The 20,030-nt window shown below is 61.8% G+C and carries 13 protein-coding genes; 1 reads left to right on the top strand and 12 read right to left on the bottom strand.

What is annotated here, in order from left to right; all coding sequences use genetic code 11:
- The first annotated feature begins 91 nt into the window (after nt 1-91).
- Nucleotides 92-1,300, top strand: coding sequence for a benzoate/H(+) symporter BenE family transporter (locus CFB49_RS29430; RefSeq protein WP_089493084.1), 1,209 nt, complete (start codon nt 92-94; stop codon nt 1,298-1,300).
- A 148-nt stretch (nt 1,301-1,448) separates the two neighbouring features.
- Here the strand turns inward: CFB49_RS29430 and tssJ are convergent, their stop codons facing one another.
- From tssJ to tssB, 12 genes are all read right to left on the bottom strand, one after another.
- A complete protein-coding gene (tssJ, locus tag CFB49_RS29425) occupies nt 1,449-1,976 on the bottom strand; it encodes a type VI secretion system lipoprotein TssJ (RefSeq protein WP_179234964.1) in 528 nt (175 codons plus the stop codon).
- A gap of 133 nt (nt 1,977-2,109) precedes the next feature.
- Nucleotides 2,110-3,252 carry a type VI secretion system baseplate subunit TssG gene (gene tssG / locus CFB49_RS29420; RefSeq protein ID WP_089493082.1) on the bottom strand — a complete coding sequence of 381 codons (1,143 nt, stop codon included), beginning with the start codon at nt 3,250-3,252 and terminating at the stop codon, nt 2,110-2,112.
- Complete coding sequence (gene tssF / locus CFB49_RS29415; protein WP_089493081.1) at nt 3,216-5,030, bottom strand: type VI secretion system baseplate subunit TssF; 1,815 nt, start codon at nt 5,028-5,030, stop codon at nt 3,216-3,218. Before tssF ends, tssG begins: the two co-directional genes overlap by 37 nt.
- Before the next feature lie 9 nt (nt 5,031-5,039).
- Entirely contained in the window at nt 5,040-6,620 is a 1,581-nt protein-coding gene (gene tssA, locus CFB49_RS29410; protein ID WP_089493080.1) for a type VI secretion system protein TssA, read from the bottom strand.
- An 8-nt stretch (nt 6,621-6,628) separates the two neighbouring features.
- Nucleotides 6,629-10,462 (bottom strand): ImcF-related family protein, encoded by a 3,834-nt coding sequence (locus tag CFB49_RS29405; RefSeq protein ID WP_249190357.1) that lies wholly within the window; start codon nt 10,460-10,462, stop codon nt 6,629-6,631.
- A 39-nt stretch (nt 10,463-10,501) separates the two neighbouring features.
- Entirely contained in the window at nt 10,502-10,792 is a 291-nt protein-coding gene (locus CFB49_RS29400; RefSeq protein WP_089493079.1) for a PAAR domain-containing protein, read from the bottom strand.
- Nucleotides 10,793-10,869: 77 nt separating this feature from the next.
- Nucleotides 10,870-12,120 carry a hypothetical protein gene (locus CFB49_RS29395; RefSeq protein ID WP_089493078.1) on the bottom strand — a complete coding sequence of 417 codons (1,251 nt, stop codon included), beginning with the start codon at nt 12,118-12,120 and terminating at the stop codon, nt 10,870-10,872.
- 239 nt (nt 12,121-12,359) lie between these two features.
- Nucleotides 12,360-13,259 (bottom strand): T6SS immunity protein Tli4 family protein, encoded by a 900-nt coding sequence (locus CFB49_RS36515; protein WP_179234963.1) that lies wholly within the window; start codon nt 13,257-13,259, stop codon nt 12,360-12,362.
- Nucleotides 13,256-15,046: a hypothetical protein gene (locus CFB49_RS29380; RefSeq protein ID WP_089493076.1), complete on the bottom strand. Its 1,791-nt coding sequence runs from the start codon at nt 15,044-15,046 to the stop codon at nt 13,256-13,258. The genes CFB49_RS36515 and CFB49_RS29380 overlap by 4 nt, the downstream gene beginning before the upstream one ends.
- 30 nt (nt 15,047-15,076) lie before the next feature.
- The gene (locus CFB49_RS29375; protein ID WP_089493075.1) at nt 15,077-17,545 is read right to left on the bottom strand and encodes a type VI secretion system Vgr family protein; all 2,469 of its coding nucleotides are present in this window, start codon (nt 17,543-17,545) and stop codon (nt 15,077-15,079) included.
- 82 nt (nt 17,546-17,627) lie between these two features.
- Nucleotides 17,628-19,160, bottom strand: coding sequence for a type VI secretion system contractile sheath large subunit (tssC, locus tag CFB49_RS29370; RefSeq protein ID WP_089493074.1), 1,533 nt, complete (start codon nt 19,158-19,160; stop codon nt 17,628-17,630).
- A 73-nt stretch (nt 19,161-19,233) separates the two neighbouring features.
- Nucleotides 19,234-19,746, bottom strand: coding sequence for a type VI secretion system contractile sheath small subunit (tssB, locus tag CFB49_RS29365; protein ID WP_069230479.1), 513 nt, complete (start codon nt 19,744-19,746; stop codon nt 19,234-19,236).
- Between the last annotated feature and the right edge of the window lie 284 nt (nt 19,747-20,030).

Raw genomic sequence — 20,030 nt, 5'->3', positions numbered from 1 at the left:
GCAATGCGCAGAATGGCGGCTCATCCGGGGCTTCCAACAATCATTCGCCCCGGCTCTGCCGCACGGCCGCGCGCCGCCTTCCCCGACGACGATGCAACCCAACACCCCTTCCGGCGCGATTCGCACGCTCGGCAACGACTGGTCCGTTTCCGCGATCACCGCAGGTTTTCTCGCGGTCCTGATTTCCTACGCAGGTCCACTCGCGATCTTCTTCCAGGCGTCGCAGGCCGCGCATGCGTCCAACGGAATGGTGACTTCATGGGTCTGGGCGATCTCGATCGGTGCGGGCGTGTCCGGGTTGTTCGCGAGCTGGAAGCTGAAGGTGCCCGTCGTCACCGCGTGGTCGGCGCCCGGCACCGCGCTGCTCGTCGGCCTGTTCCCGCAACTGACGCTCAACCAGGCCGTCGGCGCTTACATCACGGCCGCACTGATCACCCTGGCGATCGGCGTGTCCGGCTATTTCGACCGGCTCGTGCGCCACATCCCGCGCGGCATCGCGTGCGGCATGATGGCCGGCATCCTGCTGCCGTTCGGCATGCATGCGTTCTCGGCCGCGACCGCGCAGCCGGTGCTCGGTTTCGGGATGATCGCGGCGTACGTGATCTTCAAGCAGCTGCTGCCGCGTTACAGCATCGTGCTCGTGCTGCTGACGGGCGCCGCGCTCGCGACGCTGCTCGGGATCACGCATCTCGGCAACGTGTCGCCGAGCCTCGCGCGGCCGCTCTTCATCGCGCCCGAATGGACGCTCGGCACGACGCTCAGCCTCGCGCTGCCGCTCGTCGTCGTCAGCCTCACCGGGCAGTTCCTCCCGGGGATGACGATCCTGCGCGTGTCCGGCTATCACACGCCGGCGCGGCCGATCATCACCGCGACGAGCGTGATGTCGCTCGTCGTCGCGTGCTTCGGCGGGATCACGATCGTCGTCGCGGCGATCACCGCGGCGCTGTGCACCGGCAAGGACGCGCACGAGGATCCGGCGCGGCGGTATGTCGCCGGGCTCGCGAACGGCGCGTTCTACCTGATCGGCGGGCTCTTCGCGGGCACGATCGTCACGCTGTTCTTCGCGCTGCCGAAGGCGTTCGTCACGATTCTGGCGGGGCTCGCACTGATCGGTGCGATCGGCGCGAACGTGCACGGGATCTTCGAGGATGAGAACCATCGCGACGCGTCGATGATCACGTTCCTCGCGACCGCGTCGGGGATGACGTGGCTCGGGCTCGGGTCGGCGTTCTGGGGGATCGTGATCGGGTCGGTGGCGTATGCGGTGCAGAGCCGGATGCGGGGGCATCAGAAGGACTGAGCCCGCGCATGACATCGCCCTCGAGCACTCGATGCAATGCGTTCCGGGCCCGGGTTCGTCGGCTCTCGCGATTCGGTTCATCGAGTGCGCGGGTCAGGTCATGTCCTTTGCATTTCAAGGATCGTCAAGACACCGGGCCAGTCAGGCACTACCTCGATGTGTTGCGAATCGCGCCGCTGGCCAACAGAAGCTGATCGACAAGCTCGAGTTTCAACGGCTTGTCCGCGTCGAGCTTCTTCTTTTCGATCACGTACTTCCAGCCGTCGCCATTGCCCGGGTTGCGATAGAACGCCACGACCGCGACGTATTTCGTATCGGCCTGCATCGGCTGCGTAAGGCTTGCCGACGCCCCCGGATTCAACACCGCGGCAAGGTTGGCCTGCAGGTCCTGCGCAAGCACCGTCCGGTCATTCTTCAGCAGATCCTCGTAGGACGCACCATCGAACATCTTGCGATCCTTCAACTGATACACGCGCACCGCGACCGACGTTGCGCGGCCGGCGTCATCGGGGTTCAAAGCCTCCCGAGCGGACAGATCGACGTTGAGCACCTTGACCTGCTTGAAGAACACCGCGTGATACGCGCTCGACGAGGCGTCCGAGACGGACTGCCAGGCGCCGCATGCGGACAGCAGCAGAACGGACAAGACGGTTGAAATAGCGAAACGAATGGACATTGGTTTGCCTCGGCAATGCATGGTGTATAGGTCATGCGTCTATTGGTGTCAGCTGTTGTCGGCCGGACGCAATAGCAGAAAAATGAATGCAGCAACTGAACCGAGAAATCTGAAGGCCATGCGTCGTTCCTGGTCAAGCATGCGATGCGGAAAGGTGTGGATTCGGATCCGGTGTGGGAAAAGCCTCGTAAACACCGAGCGCAATATTGACGATACGTTCCTCGTCAGCGGGCAGCACGGTCGTCCAGCCGAGCCGAGGCACCGGCCCGGTATTTCCCTGACCGATCGCCGGTTCCGGCGTGTATCGCGACGACACCTCCATACGCAGGTGTACGTCCGCCTTGACACCGACATATAACTGCACAAAGGCCATCAAATCGCGATGCAGCCCTGCACCCGGCAATAGGTCCTGCGCCTGCCGAGCGTCGGCCGGCCGCAACGTCACCCGTACCGCCCGGCTTCGATACGCCATCCGCTTTCCCAATACGTAGCCTCCGCCCAACCCGTTACGTTGACTGGTCCCCGACTTCCCGACCGCAGACCCGGCACCGTTAAGCGGCCGCGGCCGCCCCGTCGACGTCACGACCGGCCAGAACTCGTCGACCCGAACCTCGACTCGCGGAATAGCCAGCGCAACGACGCCCGCCAGCCCCTCCGGCGTGCGAGTGCGCTGGATCAGGAGCCCCAGCAACGCCAGCATCCGCGAATCGGGCAGGCCGGCGCGCTTCGGCTTGTCACCCCAGCCGAACCCGGCCAGACACAACAGGTTGCGCGAATGCGCATCGATGCCGCCAGGCCTGAAGTGCTCGGGATAGCGATACTTTCGCCAGACGCGATACAGCAACGTGACATACCGATGATTGAACTGGTCGAGAAACGCCTCGACCGCCTCGTGCCCTTCCTCGCGCAGCACGATCTCGTCGACCATGTGCGACGGCATCGCCGCATCGACGCCGTACAGCCCCATGAAGGTCGTGCGCACGGTCGGCGGTGAACCGGGCCCGAACGTGGCCGATCCGTCATCGAACTCGACCGATGCGACCTCACTCGCCGGAAAACCCATCCGCGGTCGCGGCCGGAAGCGAACCGGTTCATGCTCGAGCGCGTCGCGTGTACCGAACCCGGGCTGATCGGGAAAGCGCACCTCGAGCAACCGGCACAGCTGCATGAAGTTCATTCGCGGTGCACGCGCCAGCAGCGACGCGACAAGCGGGTCAAGATTCGGCATATCGTGCAGCTTCATAGCGGAGCCCGCTCGGCCTTGCTCCGCGGCCATTCGATGCGTGCCTGAGACGGCAGGCTGACGATCGCGAGCTTCGTGAACAGGTTGATGTCCGCGTACAGCGCGAAGAACCGATGCAGCAGTTCGCCGAACAGCATCACGTCACCGTCCCCGGCGAACGCATGGCTGTCGAGCGTGACCTCGATCAGCACGCCGCGCTCGACCGAGCCGCCCGACACCTCCTCGATCAGTGCCTGTGACACCCACAGGATGCCCGCGAGCCGTCGACGGTTCAGCTCGTCATCCGTCCAGTCGTAGAGCGCGAGCGCCCCGCGCAGCACTTCCGCGTTCATCATCGACAGGAAGTTCGGCGCCAGGTGCGACAGCACACGCCACTGGAACCGGTCTTCCGTCGGCGGATACAGCGGCAGCGTCGGCGAGACGAGATTGCGCACCCCGGTGACGTTCTGCGAACTGGTCGCGAGTTCGTCGAGACTGGCTTCCCGCAGCCCCTTGCGCGGCAGCAGCCCGTTCGTGCCCGTCACGCGCAACGACAGGCTTTCCTCGGGCAGCGCCTCCATGGTTTCCCATGCATGGCCCCCGAGCACCACCCACGTTTCGTGCAACCCCGCCACGCCCGAGCGCACGCGCGAATGGAAATACCGCTCCGGCGCCTCGTGGCGCAGCATGCCGCCACGATGACGAAACGTCGCAAACGGCACGTATTCATACCGCTCGGCCGTTTCGTGGTCGAATGCCTCGATCGCATCGACGGAATACGTTTCGACATGTTCGCCTTGATGGCCCGCCGGCACCACGCGATATTCGGTTTCGTGATGGTCGATTTCGATCGGCTCGGCATCCAGCTCGAACAGGTTGATCACCGGCGAGCAGAATAACCGCACGTTTTCCGCGCTGAAGCGCTGGTCCGACGGATAGGCCTGCGTCAGCACGATCTCCAGCTCGAACCGGGTGGTACGGTCGGGCAGCTTCGTGACATCCAGTCCGCAAAGATCCACAAACAGGAATTTCTCGCGGAACGTGAAGTATTCGAGCAGCAACTGATAGCCGGAGAAAGCCGCGTCGGCCTTCGGCCACAGTCGCTCCTCGGCCGAGAAGCCGGCCGGCTTGATCGTGACGCCGGCGAGCGGCATCGCCTCGCCATCGCGGATCTCCGGAATGCGCAACTGAATCGTGTCGACCTGGCGCGTGAGCGCAAGGTGCATCGCGAACGCCGTCGGCAGATCCGCATTCAGGTACAGGCGCAGCCGGGACAGATCCGTTTCCATCCGGCGTGCCGACCCGCCCAGCGCGAAGCCGAGCCGGATGACCGAGCGGCCGTCGTGCCGCACGGTCGGCGCGGCATGCGTTATCGTGACCGGTTGCAGCGTGACCGCTTGCGTGGTCCTGTAAATGCATTGCACGGCCTTCGGCGACAAACCTTCCGCGCCAGCCGGCGGCGGTACGGCGATCGGCGCGGAGCGTATCGACGCGCCCGCCGGCACGACTTCGGTCTTCTGAAGCTTTTCCGACAGCGGAATGAGTTCCACGACCGACAACGACGGGATCATGCGCAAGTAGTGCGGCCACAGCAGGGTGACCAGCCCTTCCGTCAGCTCCGGCAACTCGTCGTCGAGCTTCTGCCGAAGGCGCCCGGTCAGGAATGCGAAACCCTCGAACAGCCGCTCGACGTACGGATCGCGATCGCCGACACGGTCGAGGTTGAGCAGCCGCGCGCGATCAGGATGCGCCTTCGCGAATTCCTTGCCGGCCTCGCGCAAATAGCGCATTTCCGCTTCGTAGTAGCGCAGGATGGGATCGTCGTTTGCCATGAATTCTCGTTACGAAAGAGTCAGCGCCCGAGCCGGGTCGAGCACGGTAAGTTCCGCCTGCAGTTCGCCGATGCGGCGCGCGAGCGTCGGTTTGTCGGCGTCCTTGCGGTTGCTCGTCGCTTTCAACACGCGCACGAGTTGCTGCTTGACCTCGAACGCCAGCGCAGGCTCCCAGCGCATCACCGGCAGCGAGCGTGACGACGTGTCGAGTTCGACCAGCAATGCAAGGGCCGTATCCGGTCTACCGGCATGATCGGCCACGCGCGCCATCACGAGCCGCTGCAGGAAACGGTGACGCTCGGTCTTCATGCCGGGCAGCGCATCGAGCCATGCGAACGCGGCCTCGACGCCGTCGCGCACGACCTGCTCGCGAGCCTGCGCCTCGATCTCCGGCCAGTCGCCCGCATCGCCTTCGCTATCCGCGGACACCGGCAACGGCGCAACGGCCTCGCCCGCTTCGAGGTCGCGCACCACCGCGTGGCGGGCGATCCACTCGAGCGTCGTGTCGTCGGAGAATGGCGTGCCGTCGCTGAACGCAAGCCGCTCGATGCCCGGCAATCGTTCCAGGAACAACGCAAAGTCCGCGCGCAGCACGTCGCTCCATGCGTGGTAGGGCGCGCCGACGTGATCGAGCGCGACATGCTGGAAGTACTGCAGGTCGAACCACAGGTGATTCACGCCTTCCATGAACGCCCCTTCGACGCGCTCGAGCAGTTCGTGCCACTGCTTCTGCAGCACGAGCCGCTTCAGTTGCTGGCGCAATTCGGCGCGTGGCGGCGCCAGACGCGTGTGCGACGCGGCATCCGACGGCGGCACGTCGTGCAATGTGTCCCACCGCACGCTGCGCGCGATACGCACCGACGGCAAATAGCCGTTTTCCTGATCGCGCAGCCATGCCGACATCGCGCGGGCATGATCGAGCAGGTCGCGCGCCGATGCGATCGATCCGCTCGATACGCTTGCTGAGGCGGACGTCTGCGGCATCGCCATGTCCGGGCTCACGTTGCGAACCGGTTCGTCCTTGTTCCCGAAGCGGGCAACCAGCGGATGCAGGTTCGGACGGGCGGCGTCGGACCACGTACCGGTGCGGGTGACGAGTACCTCGAGCGCTGCAATCGCGCGCTCGCGATCCGCGGGGCCGAAGTCACCGCGGCTGTCCAGCGTTTCGATCATTCGCGCGGTCGACAGCATTTCCAGCGCCGCGCGCTTTGCCTCGGCGCGCGCGGGCAGCAAGGTCTCGCCGAACCGGTCGACCAGCGACGCGGCCAGCTCGAGTCCGTCGGCGAACCCGGTGGGACCATCCTGACGCAGCCGCGCAAATGCGTAGTAACCGACCAGACGCAGATCCTTTCCGGTTTCCTTGAGAAGCTGTTCGCATGCTCGGGTAATCAGGCCGTCGTCGATTCCGGACAGCTTGGTCGCTTCGTCCTTCAGTTCGAAGAATGCATCCTCGTAACCGGGATCGCGACCATGCGCGTGCTGCCCCGGTATCGGGGCAAGCCATGCCGCCCAGGTATTCCGGCGCGCTTCATGCAGCGAATCGAGGCGTGGACCGCCGACGAGTGTCTTTACGAAATTGGCTAGCGTCATCGCAGGTCTCAAAACGCAAATGCGTCGCCCAACAACTGGAGGGCGTGTCCGAATGGTTTGGAGGAAGCGTCGGCGGACATCGACGTTGTCGCCAGAGACGACACCGTCATCCCCGAATCGGCCGTGGGCGACTTCATGCCGGACGTAGCCGGTTGCGCGTTCGCTCGCGCCGATTCCGCCGCGGCAGTTCGACGAGGCGCCGGCGTCGCCGGTATCGGCTCATCCTGCAACGACATCGCCCCCGGAAGTCCCGGCGGCAACGGTACGGCAGCATGCTTTGCCGCGGCGATTGCCGCAGCCGGCAACGGCGGCGGACTGGCTGTCGACAGCTTTGGCCCGGTACCCGCCGCCCCGGTCACGAAAATCCGTGCCGGCAGCGCGAAGTTGCGCAACTGGAGTACGTCGAGCGGCCCGGCGCCCGCATCGGCGCGCAATTGCACCTTCAGCGGAATGCCCCGGCTCGTGTCTGGCATCCAGGTCAGCAAGTAACGCGCGTTGTCCTGCTGTGCGACCTTCGCACGCTCCAGCAACCGGATCAGGCCGAAGCGCCCCTGCGAGTCGAGCGCCGTGCGCAATCCACCCTGCTCGGTCTGCCATTCGATATGCGACAGGTTCTCGAGCGACTGGCCCGGCCACTCGAACGGCACCCATTCCTGCTTCTGGTTGAAGTAGCGCAGTTCGCGCCCGGACAGCACGAAGTTCATGCCGGTGACGCCTGGCGTCGGTACGGCCTGCAGTTCGTACCGTACGCGCGCGTCTCCGGACGGGAACAACACGGTCGAAATCCGCGTGAGCTTGTTCAGGCCGCTCAGGAAGGCGGGATCGATCGTGAGCGCGCCCTGATCGGCACCTTGCGCGACGACCCACCGATCGCCCTGCCGCTCGATCACGCCGGCGAGCTGCGTGGCGACGAACTGTGCGATCACGCCGTTGTCGGGTCGCATGAAGCGCGCCATCTCGGGCAGCGATGCGTCGTTGTCGGCGTCCGAGAACGGATATCGGCCGCCGAACGACTTGTTCCAGTCGGCCAGGATCGCCGTCCGCCAGATTTCGTTCAGGCTCGATGCGGCCGGCTGCACGACGACCTGCCACGCCTGATCGAACGGCGCGCGAAACAGCGCGCCGAAGCCGGCCCACTGCTCGCCCAGGCTTGCAGCCACACGGCTCGCGTAGTCGCGGCTGTCCGAGATATCGGACGTCTTGCCCTGCAGGACCGATTGAGCGGCCAGCCGCGCGATCGCATCCGGATCGGCTCCGGAGACGATCTGCGATGCCTTCAGACGCATCGCCGTGACCCGCTCGAGGTAGCGTGCGAGACTGAGGTCGCCGGTCGTGGCCAGTTGCGTAGCGGCCTTGCCGTTGGCCGGCGCGCCGGACGCCAGATCGCTGCCGGTCAGGCGCAGGATCGGGCCGAAGGCCGAGGCAAGCGGCGCGAGCTGCGGTTGAGCCTGCTTCGACGGATCCTTTTCGTCAGCGCCGACCAGTTGTTGCGCCTTGTTGATCAGGCTCTCGGAGAGCGACTGGGCGCTCGCACCCGCGCCCGCCTGGTAGACGATCGCGTTCATCAGCGCGACGAGCGGCGAACGTTGCGAGTCGCCCAGCAGCGTCAATTGGTCGGCCGTGGCTGACAGCGTTGGCGCGGATTGCCAGCGCAAGCTGTTGAGGAACACTGCCCATGCGCGCGCGTAGTCGTCGAAGTAGCGTTGGCGCAATTCGGCTTTCAATGTCGGTGGAGGGTGGTTGCTGTCCTTGTTGTCGGATGCGCCAACGGCGTGTCCTTCGGGCCGCAACACCCAGTCGCCAGACACGTCGCGCTTGGCGCTTGCGTCGTCGATCGCCTTCGAGATGCGCTCGTCCCATGCCGCACGCGTGAAAACACCGGGGATGGTCGCGGTCGTATTGAACAGGCCTCGGCTGGTCGTGTCGCCGAGCAGCGTCGCGAGAGAAACCGGCGGATATTTCGGCGTCGCTTCGTCGATGATCTGCTGGTAAAGCGCGTCCGTCGAATTCTGGATGCCCCGCACACCAATCACTGTTTGGCGGGCTGACGCAATCAGGTTGGCGTTCGGTGTGCTTGCGAACGCCGACGCGTTTGATGCGGGGGCGCGGCCGAGATGATTGGCGAAGAACGCGATAGCGTGCAGACGCAGGTCCTCCCAAGCGCCCGCAGACAGAGGCGAATTGGACGGGCGCGCGGGCACGGCCGTCGCGGTAAGCTGCGGCATCAGAAAGGCAGCGACGGCGCGCTCCGGCTTCGCGAGCATCAGATAGGCCTTGAGCGTGTCATAGGCGGCCTGGGTCTGTGCGTCGCCGCCGTCAGCAATCTGAGCGTCGGACAGGGATGCGAGCTGTTGCAGGCGCGCTTCGAGCGTCTGGCGGATCGGGGCGATGAGGATGCGGTTCGCCGCGCCGGCATAGCTCGGCCACAACGCGTCGAGAAGCGCGCTGTCGCGATTCAGGCCGAATCGCGATGACCAGGGTGCGCCTTCGCGCTGATGGACTTCGAGCGTATCGATCTGTTGGCCCAAGGTGTTCAGGGATTGCAACGCCTGTGTGCGGTCCTGAACCGTGGAGAGATTGGCGATCGTGTCTGCGGTGCTCTGGATCGTTGCACGGTTGACGAATCCAGACAGCATCGTGCCGGCGATCCAGCAGCCGAGCAGGCCGGTTGTTAACCACGCAGTCGCAGTCAACAACGAGAAGCCTACGCGGCGGCCGTGGACCTTGCGACTGTGTTCAGCGACGGTTTGCCATATCGTGCGGTGTGGCGGGTCGACGGGCGGGTCGTCATCGTTCGCGCTGGCCGGTGCCTGCGGCGGTGCGAGTTCCCGTTCCTTGAATAGCGGTGCGAACAGAAGGCCGTGGACCGCGTGCCGCCAGATGCGTGATTGGGAGGTCTGTAGCACCAGACCAGACAGCGCACTTCCGAGATTCGAAATGTGCTGCGACAGTTCAGCTGGGTAGCGATCGCCTCCATCCTTCGTGAGGCGCACGACACCGGTATCCGCCAGGTTGTTGGCGAGCTCTTGGAGCGACGCGTCGAACGCGTCCGAGTTGACGCGCGCGTTCGACCAGGTGAAACCGATTGCCTCGTCGGAACTCGACGCCTCGCTGCCGAAATCCGTCACATTGAGCAGATAGGCCGGCGCGGCCCAACGTAGTGCACGCGCATGGCGCGTGAGCCGTTGCGAAAGATTGTCGGTGTCAAACGGGGCATCGACGGAATTGCGGTTACATGTGACTGCGACGACCGCATCGACCGGACGGCGGCGGCGCAGTCGGCGGATCTGATCGAGCCATGCGGTGTCGAGCGTACTGCTCGGCTGCTCTGCGCACAACAGGACGGTATCGCCGGAAATCGCGTAGCCGGTCTCGATCAGGCCCGGCGCGAGACGCTGCACGAGCGGTTCATCACCGGCAATCAGCACCCACCGTGTGCGATAGCGCCAGCGCGATCCGTGGCGGTCGCGAAGACTGTCACGTAAACGCGCAACGCGTGTGCCGCCGTCAGCAATTCCAGTATCGCGCCGCTCGGATGATGACCCTCTCTGTTTCTCGACCCAATACAGAATACGTCTTAGTGCTACCGCCGGGCGAGACGACGAATCGAAGCTTAACCATAGGAACAGCACAACGAACGCAATGCATAGCACGGCGATCCATCGGGCACGCTCTTCAATCGAGTGCAGGCCTACCCAGGTATCGCCCGCGAACCAGATCAGCAATCCAGGCAGGATGACCACTATGGCGATGCTTAAAGTGTCGATCCGGAACTTGCGCATATTGAATAGAAATTGAATCGAGATTGCCGAGGCGAATGGCGCCGCGCATTTCGTTGGCATCGGTTCCGACCAATGTCCGATTGGCTAGGACTCTTATGCTCAAACATCGACACAGGAAGAGTACTGGGAGGGAAGTAAACGCGGCTGTGGATCGCACTTGCATACGCACAGATCATCGCTCAGGGCGCTTTCTCTGCCGTCAGGGCCCTTCATCGAGAAACGAGGACCGTCGCACACGATATGCCCCGTCGTCTCACATGCGGGACACCAGACATCATCCCGCTCGTAAGCCTGTTCGCGATTCCCGATTCTGTCGTTCGAATCCCCAACCAGGACAATGCCGTTCGAGGTTGTCTTGTCGCCTTTCAGAATGTCGTACCGCCTGACCATGATCTGTTTTCTCCAATTCAGAATAGGTTATGTAGTGCGGCGATTCGCAACGATGCAGCGACCCGCACGGCTCTTGGTCATGGCGAGCCGCCGTTCCGCAAAACCGAGAAGCAAGTCCCCGACTTCCCGGCCGTTACCAGAAGCTGGGGCGTGCCATCCCGGGCAATCGCCCTGGCCGCGCAAGCTATCCCAAGCCAGGACGCGACTTCGCTTGCGTGCCCAACGATGTAATCAATGTTTGTCGCCGTCCCGGTGATACCCGCCTTGACCACGGCGGCGGTCACGGCGTTTTTCACGGCTGGATCAAGGGCGCACTGCCAAATGCGACTCACGGCTGAGGGTTCCATACGCCCCCAGCGCAATGCGCGTGCGAGGGCGATGTCCACGGGACAGCCGTTGGTGTCATTTGGCCGATGCAGCCTGGCAATCGAGTCAGTCTTGAATCGATGCTGCATTGGTTCCGGCATCACGAGCAGCGCGACACCAGCTTCTGCGCTCCCGTCCGACGGAAGCGCTTGAAGAACCGAATTCAACCTCACGAAGACGAGCAGGCGCGCTTGCTGATCACGCTTCTGGTTGATTCGATCCAGCCACGCGTCGAGCGCCATCAAATCGAGGGGCTCGGGCAGGACCTCGACTTTGTGTAGTTGGAGCTTGGATTTCATCCATTGCCTATCCCACGACGCTAATGCCTCACCCGGGTTCGCAACGTCGGGTAACACCAACTGAATCGCCACTTTCAATTCCGACGGCAACGCACGGATGGCATCGGCAACGTCACCGATCAATTCGCCGAACACCCACTCGCGCACATGGCGTTGCCGCTCGTCGTCACTGTTGAACCGATTACCATCCTCGTCGGTGTTTGGCTGATCAAACCAGCGAGCATTGACAGGCGCATCGTGTTTCAGCGCGATTCGTGGTTCGAGTTTGATTGAGCCATCCAGCAGTTTGTTGAACGCATCGTCTTCCGTGTCGCTTGCAAATCGGTATGCTGCGGCAACCAGCACAAGCGGCTGGCTAGCGACCTCAAACACGCGACTCAGGTATTTTTCTCGAGCGTCGTTCCACGCGATCGCGTCCAAACGTCGGCCCTCGAAAACGCTATAGCGTCGCAGCACGACAAAGGCCGCGATGCCGACCGGGTACACCGTGATGCATATCCAGAACCAGAGGGATTGTGTCGGCTCGCCCTTGGGCCAGAGAAGCAGTACCGCGAATATGCAGGCAAGCACGATAACGAAAAATACAATCGTCCAGACGAAGCGCGAAGGCGGCCGGTCTGGTACTGGTTCCTCTGGCGGCAATTTATCGAAGTCAACAGGCATGGGTACCCTTGACGTTTTCCGGGCCTTGATTCATGCGGCCTCCCTCTTGCGCCTGTGATCGGCAAGGCCGTGCAATTGGCTTCGCTTCTGGCAGGGCGACGGAAACACCTCATCGCACAAAAAGCGCATCGCCTCGTTCACGGTCATCACATCCGATGCCCCCAATGAGATGCGAGGAAGCATCGTGGCAACCGGCACGGCAAGGAGTGTCAGCAAGACTTTCCGGCGAGGCAGCGCTTTCATACCGCCCCCGGACGCAGCCGAATCGAATCCACGACGCCATCCCACAGCTCCAGCGCCTCGCCGTCGTTGGCAAACGATTCCTTGTTCGTGAGGTATGCACTCTCGCCGACACGCAACGATGCGTTGAGGTTCGGTTCGGCCAGCGAGTACGCCTTGCCGGGCGCTTCCCATTTGAAGCCGTAGGTCCGTTTTCCGTCCTGTGTGCCCGCCACCAGAATCTCGTCAGCTTCGATCGGCCCGACCGGTCGGGCGCGGTTGCGCAACTGGCCCACGCCCGCCACCGTCCCGAGCAAGGCCGGCAAAATGCCGCCTGCGCGGACGCGCAAGCCGGGTCCTATGCTCGTTTGCGCATAGGCAGTTAGTCGGAACGAGACGTCCGGTCTGTCGGGTAACTGAATGTTCAACTCCCAGCTTTCACGATTGAAGTCCTTGTCGACTAAGATGGTGTCGCCTGCCACGAAGCCGATCCCTTCCGGTAGCTCGCCTTGTGGAATTTCTCGCCATTCTCCGGATAGGTCTTGACACGTAGATAGAGCGCTCACCTTGAGGTCTGGAGATACTTCTCCCGAGTATTTCAAGCTTTTTGATCCAGCTCGGAAATAGGTATCAAAAATGTACAGGACATTTCCCGTAGGACGATTCCATGAAATCAGTGTCACTGAACCATTCGCATGCGACACCCTTTCAACAAACAAGCTACCGTACTTGACATGCTTTGCTGCACGAAGCTCTTTCTCTCTCTGAGAAACCATGCAATCAAAGCCTGCCTTTGTCGTGATATTCGGCAGTAACTCAATCTCGACGTCGTTATATTTGTATGCCTCAACGACTATCGCTTCCGCTGGCACATCCACAAGATGCCGTCCGATAGCATGCGTTCTCCAGCCCTGTTTCATACAGACTCCTTTTTATGCCAGTTGGCTTGCTGAGCGATCTTGACAATGGCATACATGGTGGCGTATAGCGACCGCCCATGCGCATCGCCATAGCTGCCTTGATGGTCGTAACCGAAACGTTCATTGGACTTGCCCGGATGGCCCTGTCCGTGCGAAAAGCTCATGGCGATACCCACCTTTCCCGGCGCCTCGCCTGAATACATGGGCACGGTGCCATCTCCGGGGCAGTCGGGTTCGCTAATGGTCAACTTGATGCCCGAGGTAGTTCTGAGTGTGCCGTTTCCATCATCACTCGCAATGGTCACTCCGACTGCTTCAATACCATCCAGGTCGCGCCCCTCCCACGACACCTCGCCCCAAGCGAAACGACTAGTACTTGCCAACATCCCGGTTCCGAGCAAACCACCAGGATCCTTGTCAGAGTCGCGCTTCCCTTGTGCACCATAGTGAGCGAATGTAGGGAGTTTGTACCGCTTTTCAATCGCTCGATGGAATTCCATGACCTGTTCAATTGTTTCGTTAAGCCTTGCACGTGGAAGCTTACGCTCAGATTTAGAAGTCTTCTCTGAACTCGCTCGAGCCTTCTCCTCGACCGGATTAGTCAGCCCCAAACTCCCCTCCGGCACCAACGCATACCACGCAGGCGAGAAATAAATGTCGTTATACGGATCGCCGTTCCGCGGCAGAGCAAGAATCTCTTTACCGGTCTCCTTATCACGCACCTTGAGCCACGGCTTGCCGTCGTTGTAATCCGCGGTAGGCAGCAGTTCCAGGCCGCCTGGCGATTGAGAAAGAATCGCCACGACATCGGCCGCGTTCCGCCCAAGGAACACTTGTTCCCCACCTTCAAACCCGGACCGCATACGCTTATACGTAGCTGGAGCCCCCGTCGCCGGCTGCACACCATGTGATACGCCCAACACCTTGTCGCATTGGTGTATTTCGGTAAGCGCGCGGCTGACCAGCCCGCCCATCGAATGGGTCACGATGATCACCTTCTCCGCCATGGGCCGGCCGGGCGCCGGCCGCTCGTTGACGCAGTACGATCCGCCCTTGCCGTCCGGCGTGTCGTTGACGACAACACTCTTGCCTTCGTTGTAGAACGGCAGGATGGTTTTCTCGATGAGTTCCTTGATGGCGGCTCCAGAGTCCCGGTTGCTTTGGAGCCAGTTGTATCCGCCTGCCCAGACATCGAACTGATAATTGGCCGCGTGCAGAATCTCTTCACGCGTAAGCGCATCACCTTCTTTAGCACCCCATTCGGTCGGCGCATCCTGCCCGGCTTCAGCGGCCCATTTCTGGAGATCGGCCTCGCAACGCTGAAAGTCGTATCGAGACAAATCGTTCAACAGATGCTGCAGCTTTGCCATGAACGGGTGATAGCTGGAGCGCATCAGGGCGCCCCAACCGCGCGCGACCAGCACATTCTTCGGCAGCCCGCTCTCGCCAGCATCGATAGGCCCGCTGGGATCGATTTCTACCGAGTTAGTCACCAGATCGCCGGCACGCTCGTTTGTACTCTTGAACAGATAGCTGAACAACTGCCCGATCAGATCGGCCGCGCCGCGCAAATCAAGGTTGGGTGGCCGCCAGACACTGGCCTTGGTGTCCTTCTTGCGCAGGTTCGTTCCCATGATCCCCGGCAAAAAGAGAATCGGGATCACGTAAGGCTTGGCAAGCACTATCTTTTCGCGCTGATCTTCCGTGGAAGTCAGTGTCGCGATGCTGTACTGGTCACCGTTTTCGTCTACCACGCTATGATGCAAAACGGATGCGGCATCCGTCATGATGTTGCTCCGAAGAATAGGTCAGCGAATTTAGTCAAGCAGCCGAATGCGAACATGCTCGGTGAAGAGACTCTTCTGTTTTGGTGTCTTACCCGACTCGTCCGTCACCACCTTGAGCACACTGCCATCGTCCCGCTTGATTTCTGCCTGCACATTGGTAAGCGGCTCGCCGGTGGACGGATTTCGCACGACATAGGAATCGTCAAACTTCGCGTGCTTCCACGTGTTCATCGATTCAGCGAGTGAACTCGGCCCCTGCCGACTGAATGCAGCTGACTTGATCGTACGATTGCCACGCGTGCCGTCCTCAATGCCCGTCGGGCCGATGCGGACGTACGATCCACCACACTTGAGGAGCAACTCCTCCTTCGCCGCGATCGTGACCCGCCCGTTCGCACTCGTGATTCGCATGTCCCTTGCGGAGAGCAAGCTCATGTCGTCGCTTTGCGCCTGAATCTCGACTTTCCCCCGCGCCGCAAACAGCTTCAAACCGAGTCTCTGCGCGAAGAGCGATACGAGCTCGCCGGCTGCTACGGTAAACCGCTTCATGACACCGAAATCGGCATTCCCGCCGGCAGTGGCAATCAAATTGTCATTCGCGGTAAGCTGAAGATCCGTTCCGGATGTAAGGCCCATGCCGTCCGGGGCGCACACGAGAACCCCTGCTTTCTTGAGTTCCTTCAACGTCTCGTCAAGCAACACGCGCTGGCGGTCATAATCGCCCGCCACGGCCTGCGCGGCTTGAGCGGCCTCTCCGAGCCCACGCATTTGCTCGAGCGCCAGATCGAGTAATCCTTGCGCCCGCTCCATCGCAAGCTGTTGACCATTGCCTGCCGGTTGGGCCTCTGCCGTGACCAGAACACCTTTTGCACCGCGAACGGCCACGTGGCCGTCCGTCCGGAGCTCCGTGCCGCGCCCGCGCTCCTTGCACTCCCCGTCGACCATGTGCCCAAGGTTGAGCTCACTGGTCTGAAACGGCGTCGTCAGATGAATATGCTCGACACCCTCCTTATCCTCCATCCGCATCTCGTTCCGAGCTGCGGTGCGGATCAGATTCCGGGTATGGTTCTGACTGGTGACGAGATCCGGATGCAGGCTGTCATGCATCGCCCCGATGATCACTGGCCGATCCGGATGGCCTTGCGTGAAAACAACGGCCACCTCCGCCCCATCGATCAGCGGAAAATGATGCCCATAGTCGTCACCGCTATACGGCTTTGCGAACCGCACCGGCCGGCTCGTGCCGCCCGGACTCCACTCATCGAGATCGAACGGCAGCTTGATCACATACCAGCCCTGTTCGGTCAGATACGCGTACTTGTAATCCCCAGGAGAGGTAATGCGCGCGGGCAGAATGCCGTCAATCGCCGGTCGCTTGATCGCATCGATGGACGTGCGCCACACACGATCGGACGGAATCCCCTCGAACGTCATCCAATACGACTGGTCGCGACCGCCCTGCGACTGAACCTCCGTGATGAAGACCCCATGCTTCGCGTCGGCCGGGTTCGGCTCGATCCGCATGACTTCACCGGCTTCGAGCCAGAACGGATTACCCGTTCCCTTGAACGTGATCTGTGCGGCGAGATGCGCCTCGTGACGTCGGCGGGCCACACCCTTACCTTCTTCCGGCGTCTCGTAATGCTCGCCCCAGCGGTAATCGACGCCGCTCGTCGTCGTGTCGTCGCGTGCGGCGTTTTCCTCGACCAGCAGCGACACACCGGCCTGCCGATGGTTGTAGTCGTGCAGACGAACAGCTTCAGGTACACGGCGGGTCCGCTTCTCGAGCGTCTTGATCGCGTCAGCACCGGAACTTTCGAGCCCCGAGTCTCGCCGGTGCGACACGGTACGTTGCTTGCGTGCGTAGGCATCCAGATCATCGCCAAACACGATCACAGCGTGATCCTTCTTCTGCTCCCAGCGGAACCAGATTCCTTCTTCCGCGCAAAGGCGCTGAATAAACGCGAATGTCGTTTCGTGATACTGGGTAATGTACTCGCGCCGCTTGTATTCGCCGCGCAGCCGAAACAGGAAATCGACACCGGCCCGGTAGCCGTAATGACGTAGCGTGTCGGTCACGATCTCCTCGACCGACTGCTTCTGGAACAGCCGGCTCGTCACACCCCGGTTCAAGTCGGCGAGCTTCGGCTCGAGCCGCACGCGATAGTGGGTTTGATCGGCCGAACTGCCGAACTCGTCGAACTGCGTGATGACGCCGTGAATCGTATAAGCCGGCGACATCGTGCTGAATTGGCCTGCGTTCTCGCCAAACATCCTGCGCAGATAGTCGAGGTTCGGATCGACCGGCGCGATGATGAATTTAGCGGGACGGCCGACCACCTGATCCATCGGGATACCGGCCATCGGGCTCGTGAATTCGATGTCGTAGCGGTACAGCTCGCTCACGGCGTCCCGGCCCGTAAACCGCAGCACGGACGTCGGCGCCGGATGAGGCGCCAGCTTCAATTCATAAGCCTGCGACGGCAGTATCATCGACATGGATTTTCTCTCAGGTGCACGAACACCACGGCGCCGCCGGGCAGCCATCAGCGTCCCGGCGGGTCATGCATGAAACGGCGGATCAGCCCTTGGCCTTCGGCATCTGCGACACGAGCGACAGGCCGATGTCCATGCCCTCGACCTGGAAGTGCGGGATGATGAAGAGCTTGATGCGGAAGAAGCCCGGGTTGTCGTCGATGTCCTCGACCGTCACCTTCGCCTCGCGCAGCGGGTGCGACGCCTGCAGCTCGTCGCCCGGATCCTTCATCTCGGTCACGAGCCCCTTGATCCAGTTGTTCAGCTCGAGCTCGAGCAGACGCCGGTCCTTGGTCGTGCCGATGTTCTCGCGCTGAATCAGCTTCAGGTAGTGCGCGATGCGCGACAGCAGGAAGATGTACGGCAAGCGCGCATTGATGCGGCTGTTGGCCGTCGCCTCCTTCGTCTCGTACAGCGCCGGCTTTTGCGTCGAGCTGGCCGAGAAGAAGCACGCGAAATCGTGGTTCTTGTAGAACGACAGCGGAATGAAGCCGAGATTCGCGAACTCGAACTCGCGCGTTTCCGGGATCAGCACCTCGGTCGGAATCTTCGGCTGCACGCCGGTGCCGAGGTCATACAGGTGAACCGGCAGGTCTTCCACCTTGCCGCCCGCCTGCGGGCCGCGAATCTGCACGCACCAGCCGTTGCTGACGAAGCTGCGTACCATGTTGGCCGCGAACGCGAACGACGCGTTGACCCACAGATACTTGTCGTGGTCCGGGCCCTTCACCGCTTCTTCGTAGTTGAATGCACGCACAGGCGTCGTATCCTTGCCGTACGGCAAACGGCCGAGCACGCGCGGCATCGTCAGGCCGACGTAACGCGCATCGTCGGTGTCGCGGAAGCTTTTCCACTTGATGTACTCGGCACGATCGAAGTAGTTGCCGATGTCCTGGATCGACGCCACTTCTTCCATCGACTTCTTGCCGAAGAATGCCGCGCCCACCGAGCCGATGAACGGCATGTGCGCCGCAGCCGCGACCTTCGAAATATTGCGCAGCAGCGCGACATCCATCGGCGCGTTCCCGAATTCGAAATCGCTGATCATCGCGCTGATCGGCTGGCCGCCCGGCGTGTCGTATTCCTCGATGTACGTGAGACGATACAGGCCGCTCTGAATCAGTTCCGGCGAATCCTCGAAGTCGCGCTGCAGCGCATCCTTCGATACATCCAGCACCTCGATGCGGGCGTTCTTGCGGAAGTCCGTGCGCGACACGAGCATCTTCAGGCCCCGCCAGCGACCTTCGAGCGCCTGGAAATCCGGTGCATGCATGACCGCGTCGAGCTGGCGGCTGATCTGCCGATCAAGCTGCCCGATGTAAAAATCGAGCAGCGACTTGTCGAGTCGGTCGACCGGCTTGCTTTCCTTCGCGATCAGGTTGAGCAGCGCGTCCATGCCGCGTGCGACCCGTTCGTCGGCCGACGCTTCCGACAACGCATCGTTGTCGCGGAACGCTTCCATCGGCCGCGCCTCGGCGACCGGCTTCAGGTTGATCTTGTTGCACAGCGCGGCATAGACACTGTCGTTTTCGAGCGCGATGGTTTCCGTGGCGCCCTGGCGCGATTCATTCTGGTTCATGTTTCTCTCAGTCACGTTTGGTATGGCTGCGTGGTTGCGGGAGGCGGTGACGGCCGTCTTGGGCCGGCCGCGCTCACGCATGGCCTTCCTGTTGCAGGGTGGCCGTCGCGATTTGTCCCAGTTCGCCGCGCAGCTTGTCGGACAGGCGCTTGTCCTTCAGGATCTTCTCGAACTCGCGCCGGAACATGCCGTTGTCGAGCAGATTCGACTTGAGGTCGCGCAGCAGATTGCGCATCGCCAGCATCGCTTGCAGTTCGGGAATCTGGCGAGCAACCTGCTCTGGCTCGAAATCCTTCATCGAACGAAACGAGAGATTCACCGGCAGTTCGGAGCCGTCGCCGGCCAGGGTGTTCTCCGCGGCGATCTTGAGATCCGGTGCATGGTCGGCCAGGACCGCGTCGAAGTTGTTCTTGTCGATGTTGACCTTCTTGCGCTCCGCCAGCGGCGCCTGTTCGCGGCCCGCGCTGAAGTCGCCCGCGACGAGCAGCTTCAACGGCAGCTCGACCTTCTTCTGGGCCCCGCCCGTATGCAAATCCAGCGTAATCGAGACGCGACTCTTCGGAATTTCTCTCTGGAAGCTATCCATTTGCAATCCTTATTTAGTGATGGTCAAGCATAGGTCGGGCGCACCGCGTGTTCGGCACGATGGTCTCTTCGATATGTCGCGCGTGGATGCAATGTGCACCGTGTCCCGATCGATATTTCATCGCATGGTCTCCGTTCGCGCGACGAAATCGCATGGGACTTATACACGGCAAATTCCGAGTGAGTCAAAGCGCGTTGCTCAAAAAACCACAACGATCAAATGCAAAAAATCGCAAACATTCTGAAACAATTTGCAATTCAAAATACACCCGATATTTTCGAGAT

The organism is Burkholderia sp. AU17457, assembly GCF_002223255.1.
Classification (GTDB): domain Bacteria; phylum Pseudomonadota; class Gammaproteobacteria; order Burkholderiales; family Burkholderiaceae; genus Burkholderia; species Burkholderia sola.
The sequence above is the reverse complement of the archived record's forward strand: the minus strand, read 5'-3'. Positions and strand labels throughout refer to the sequence as shown.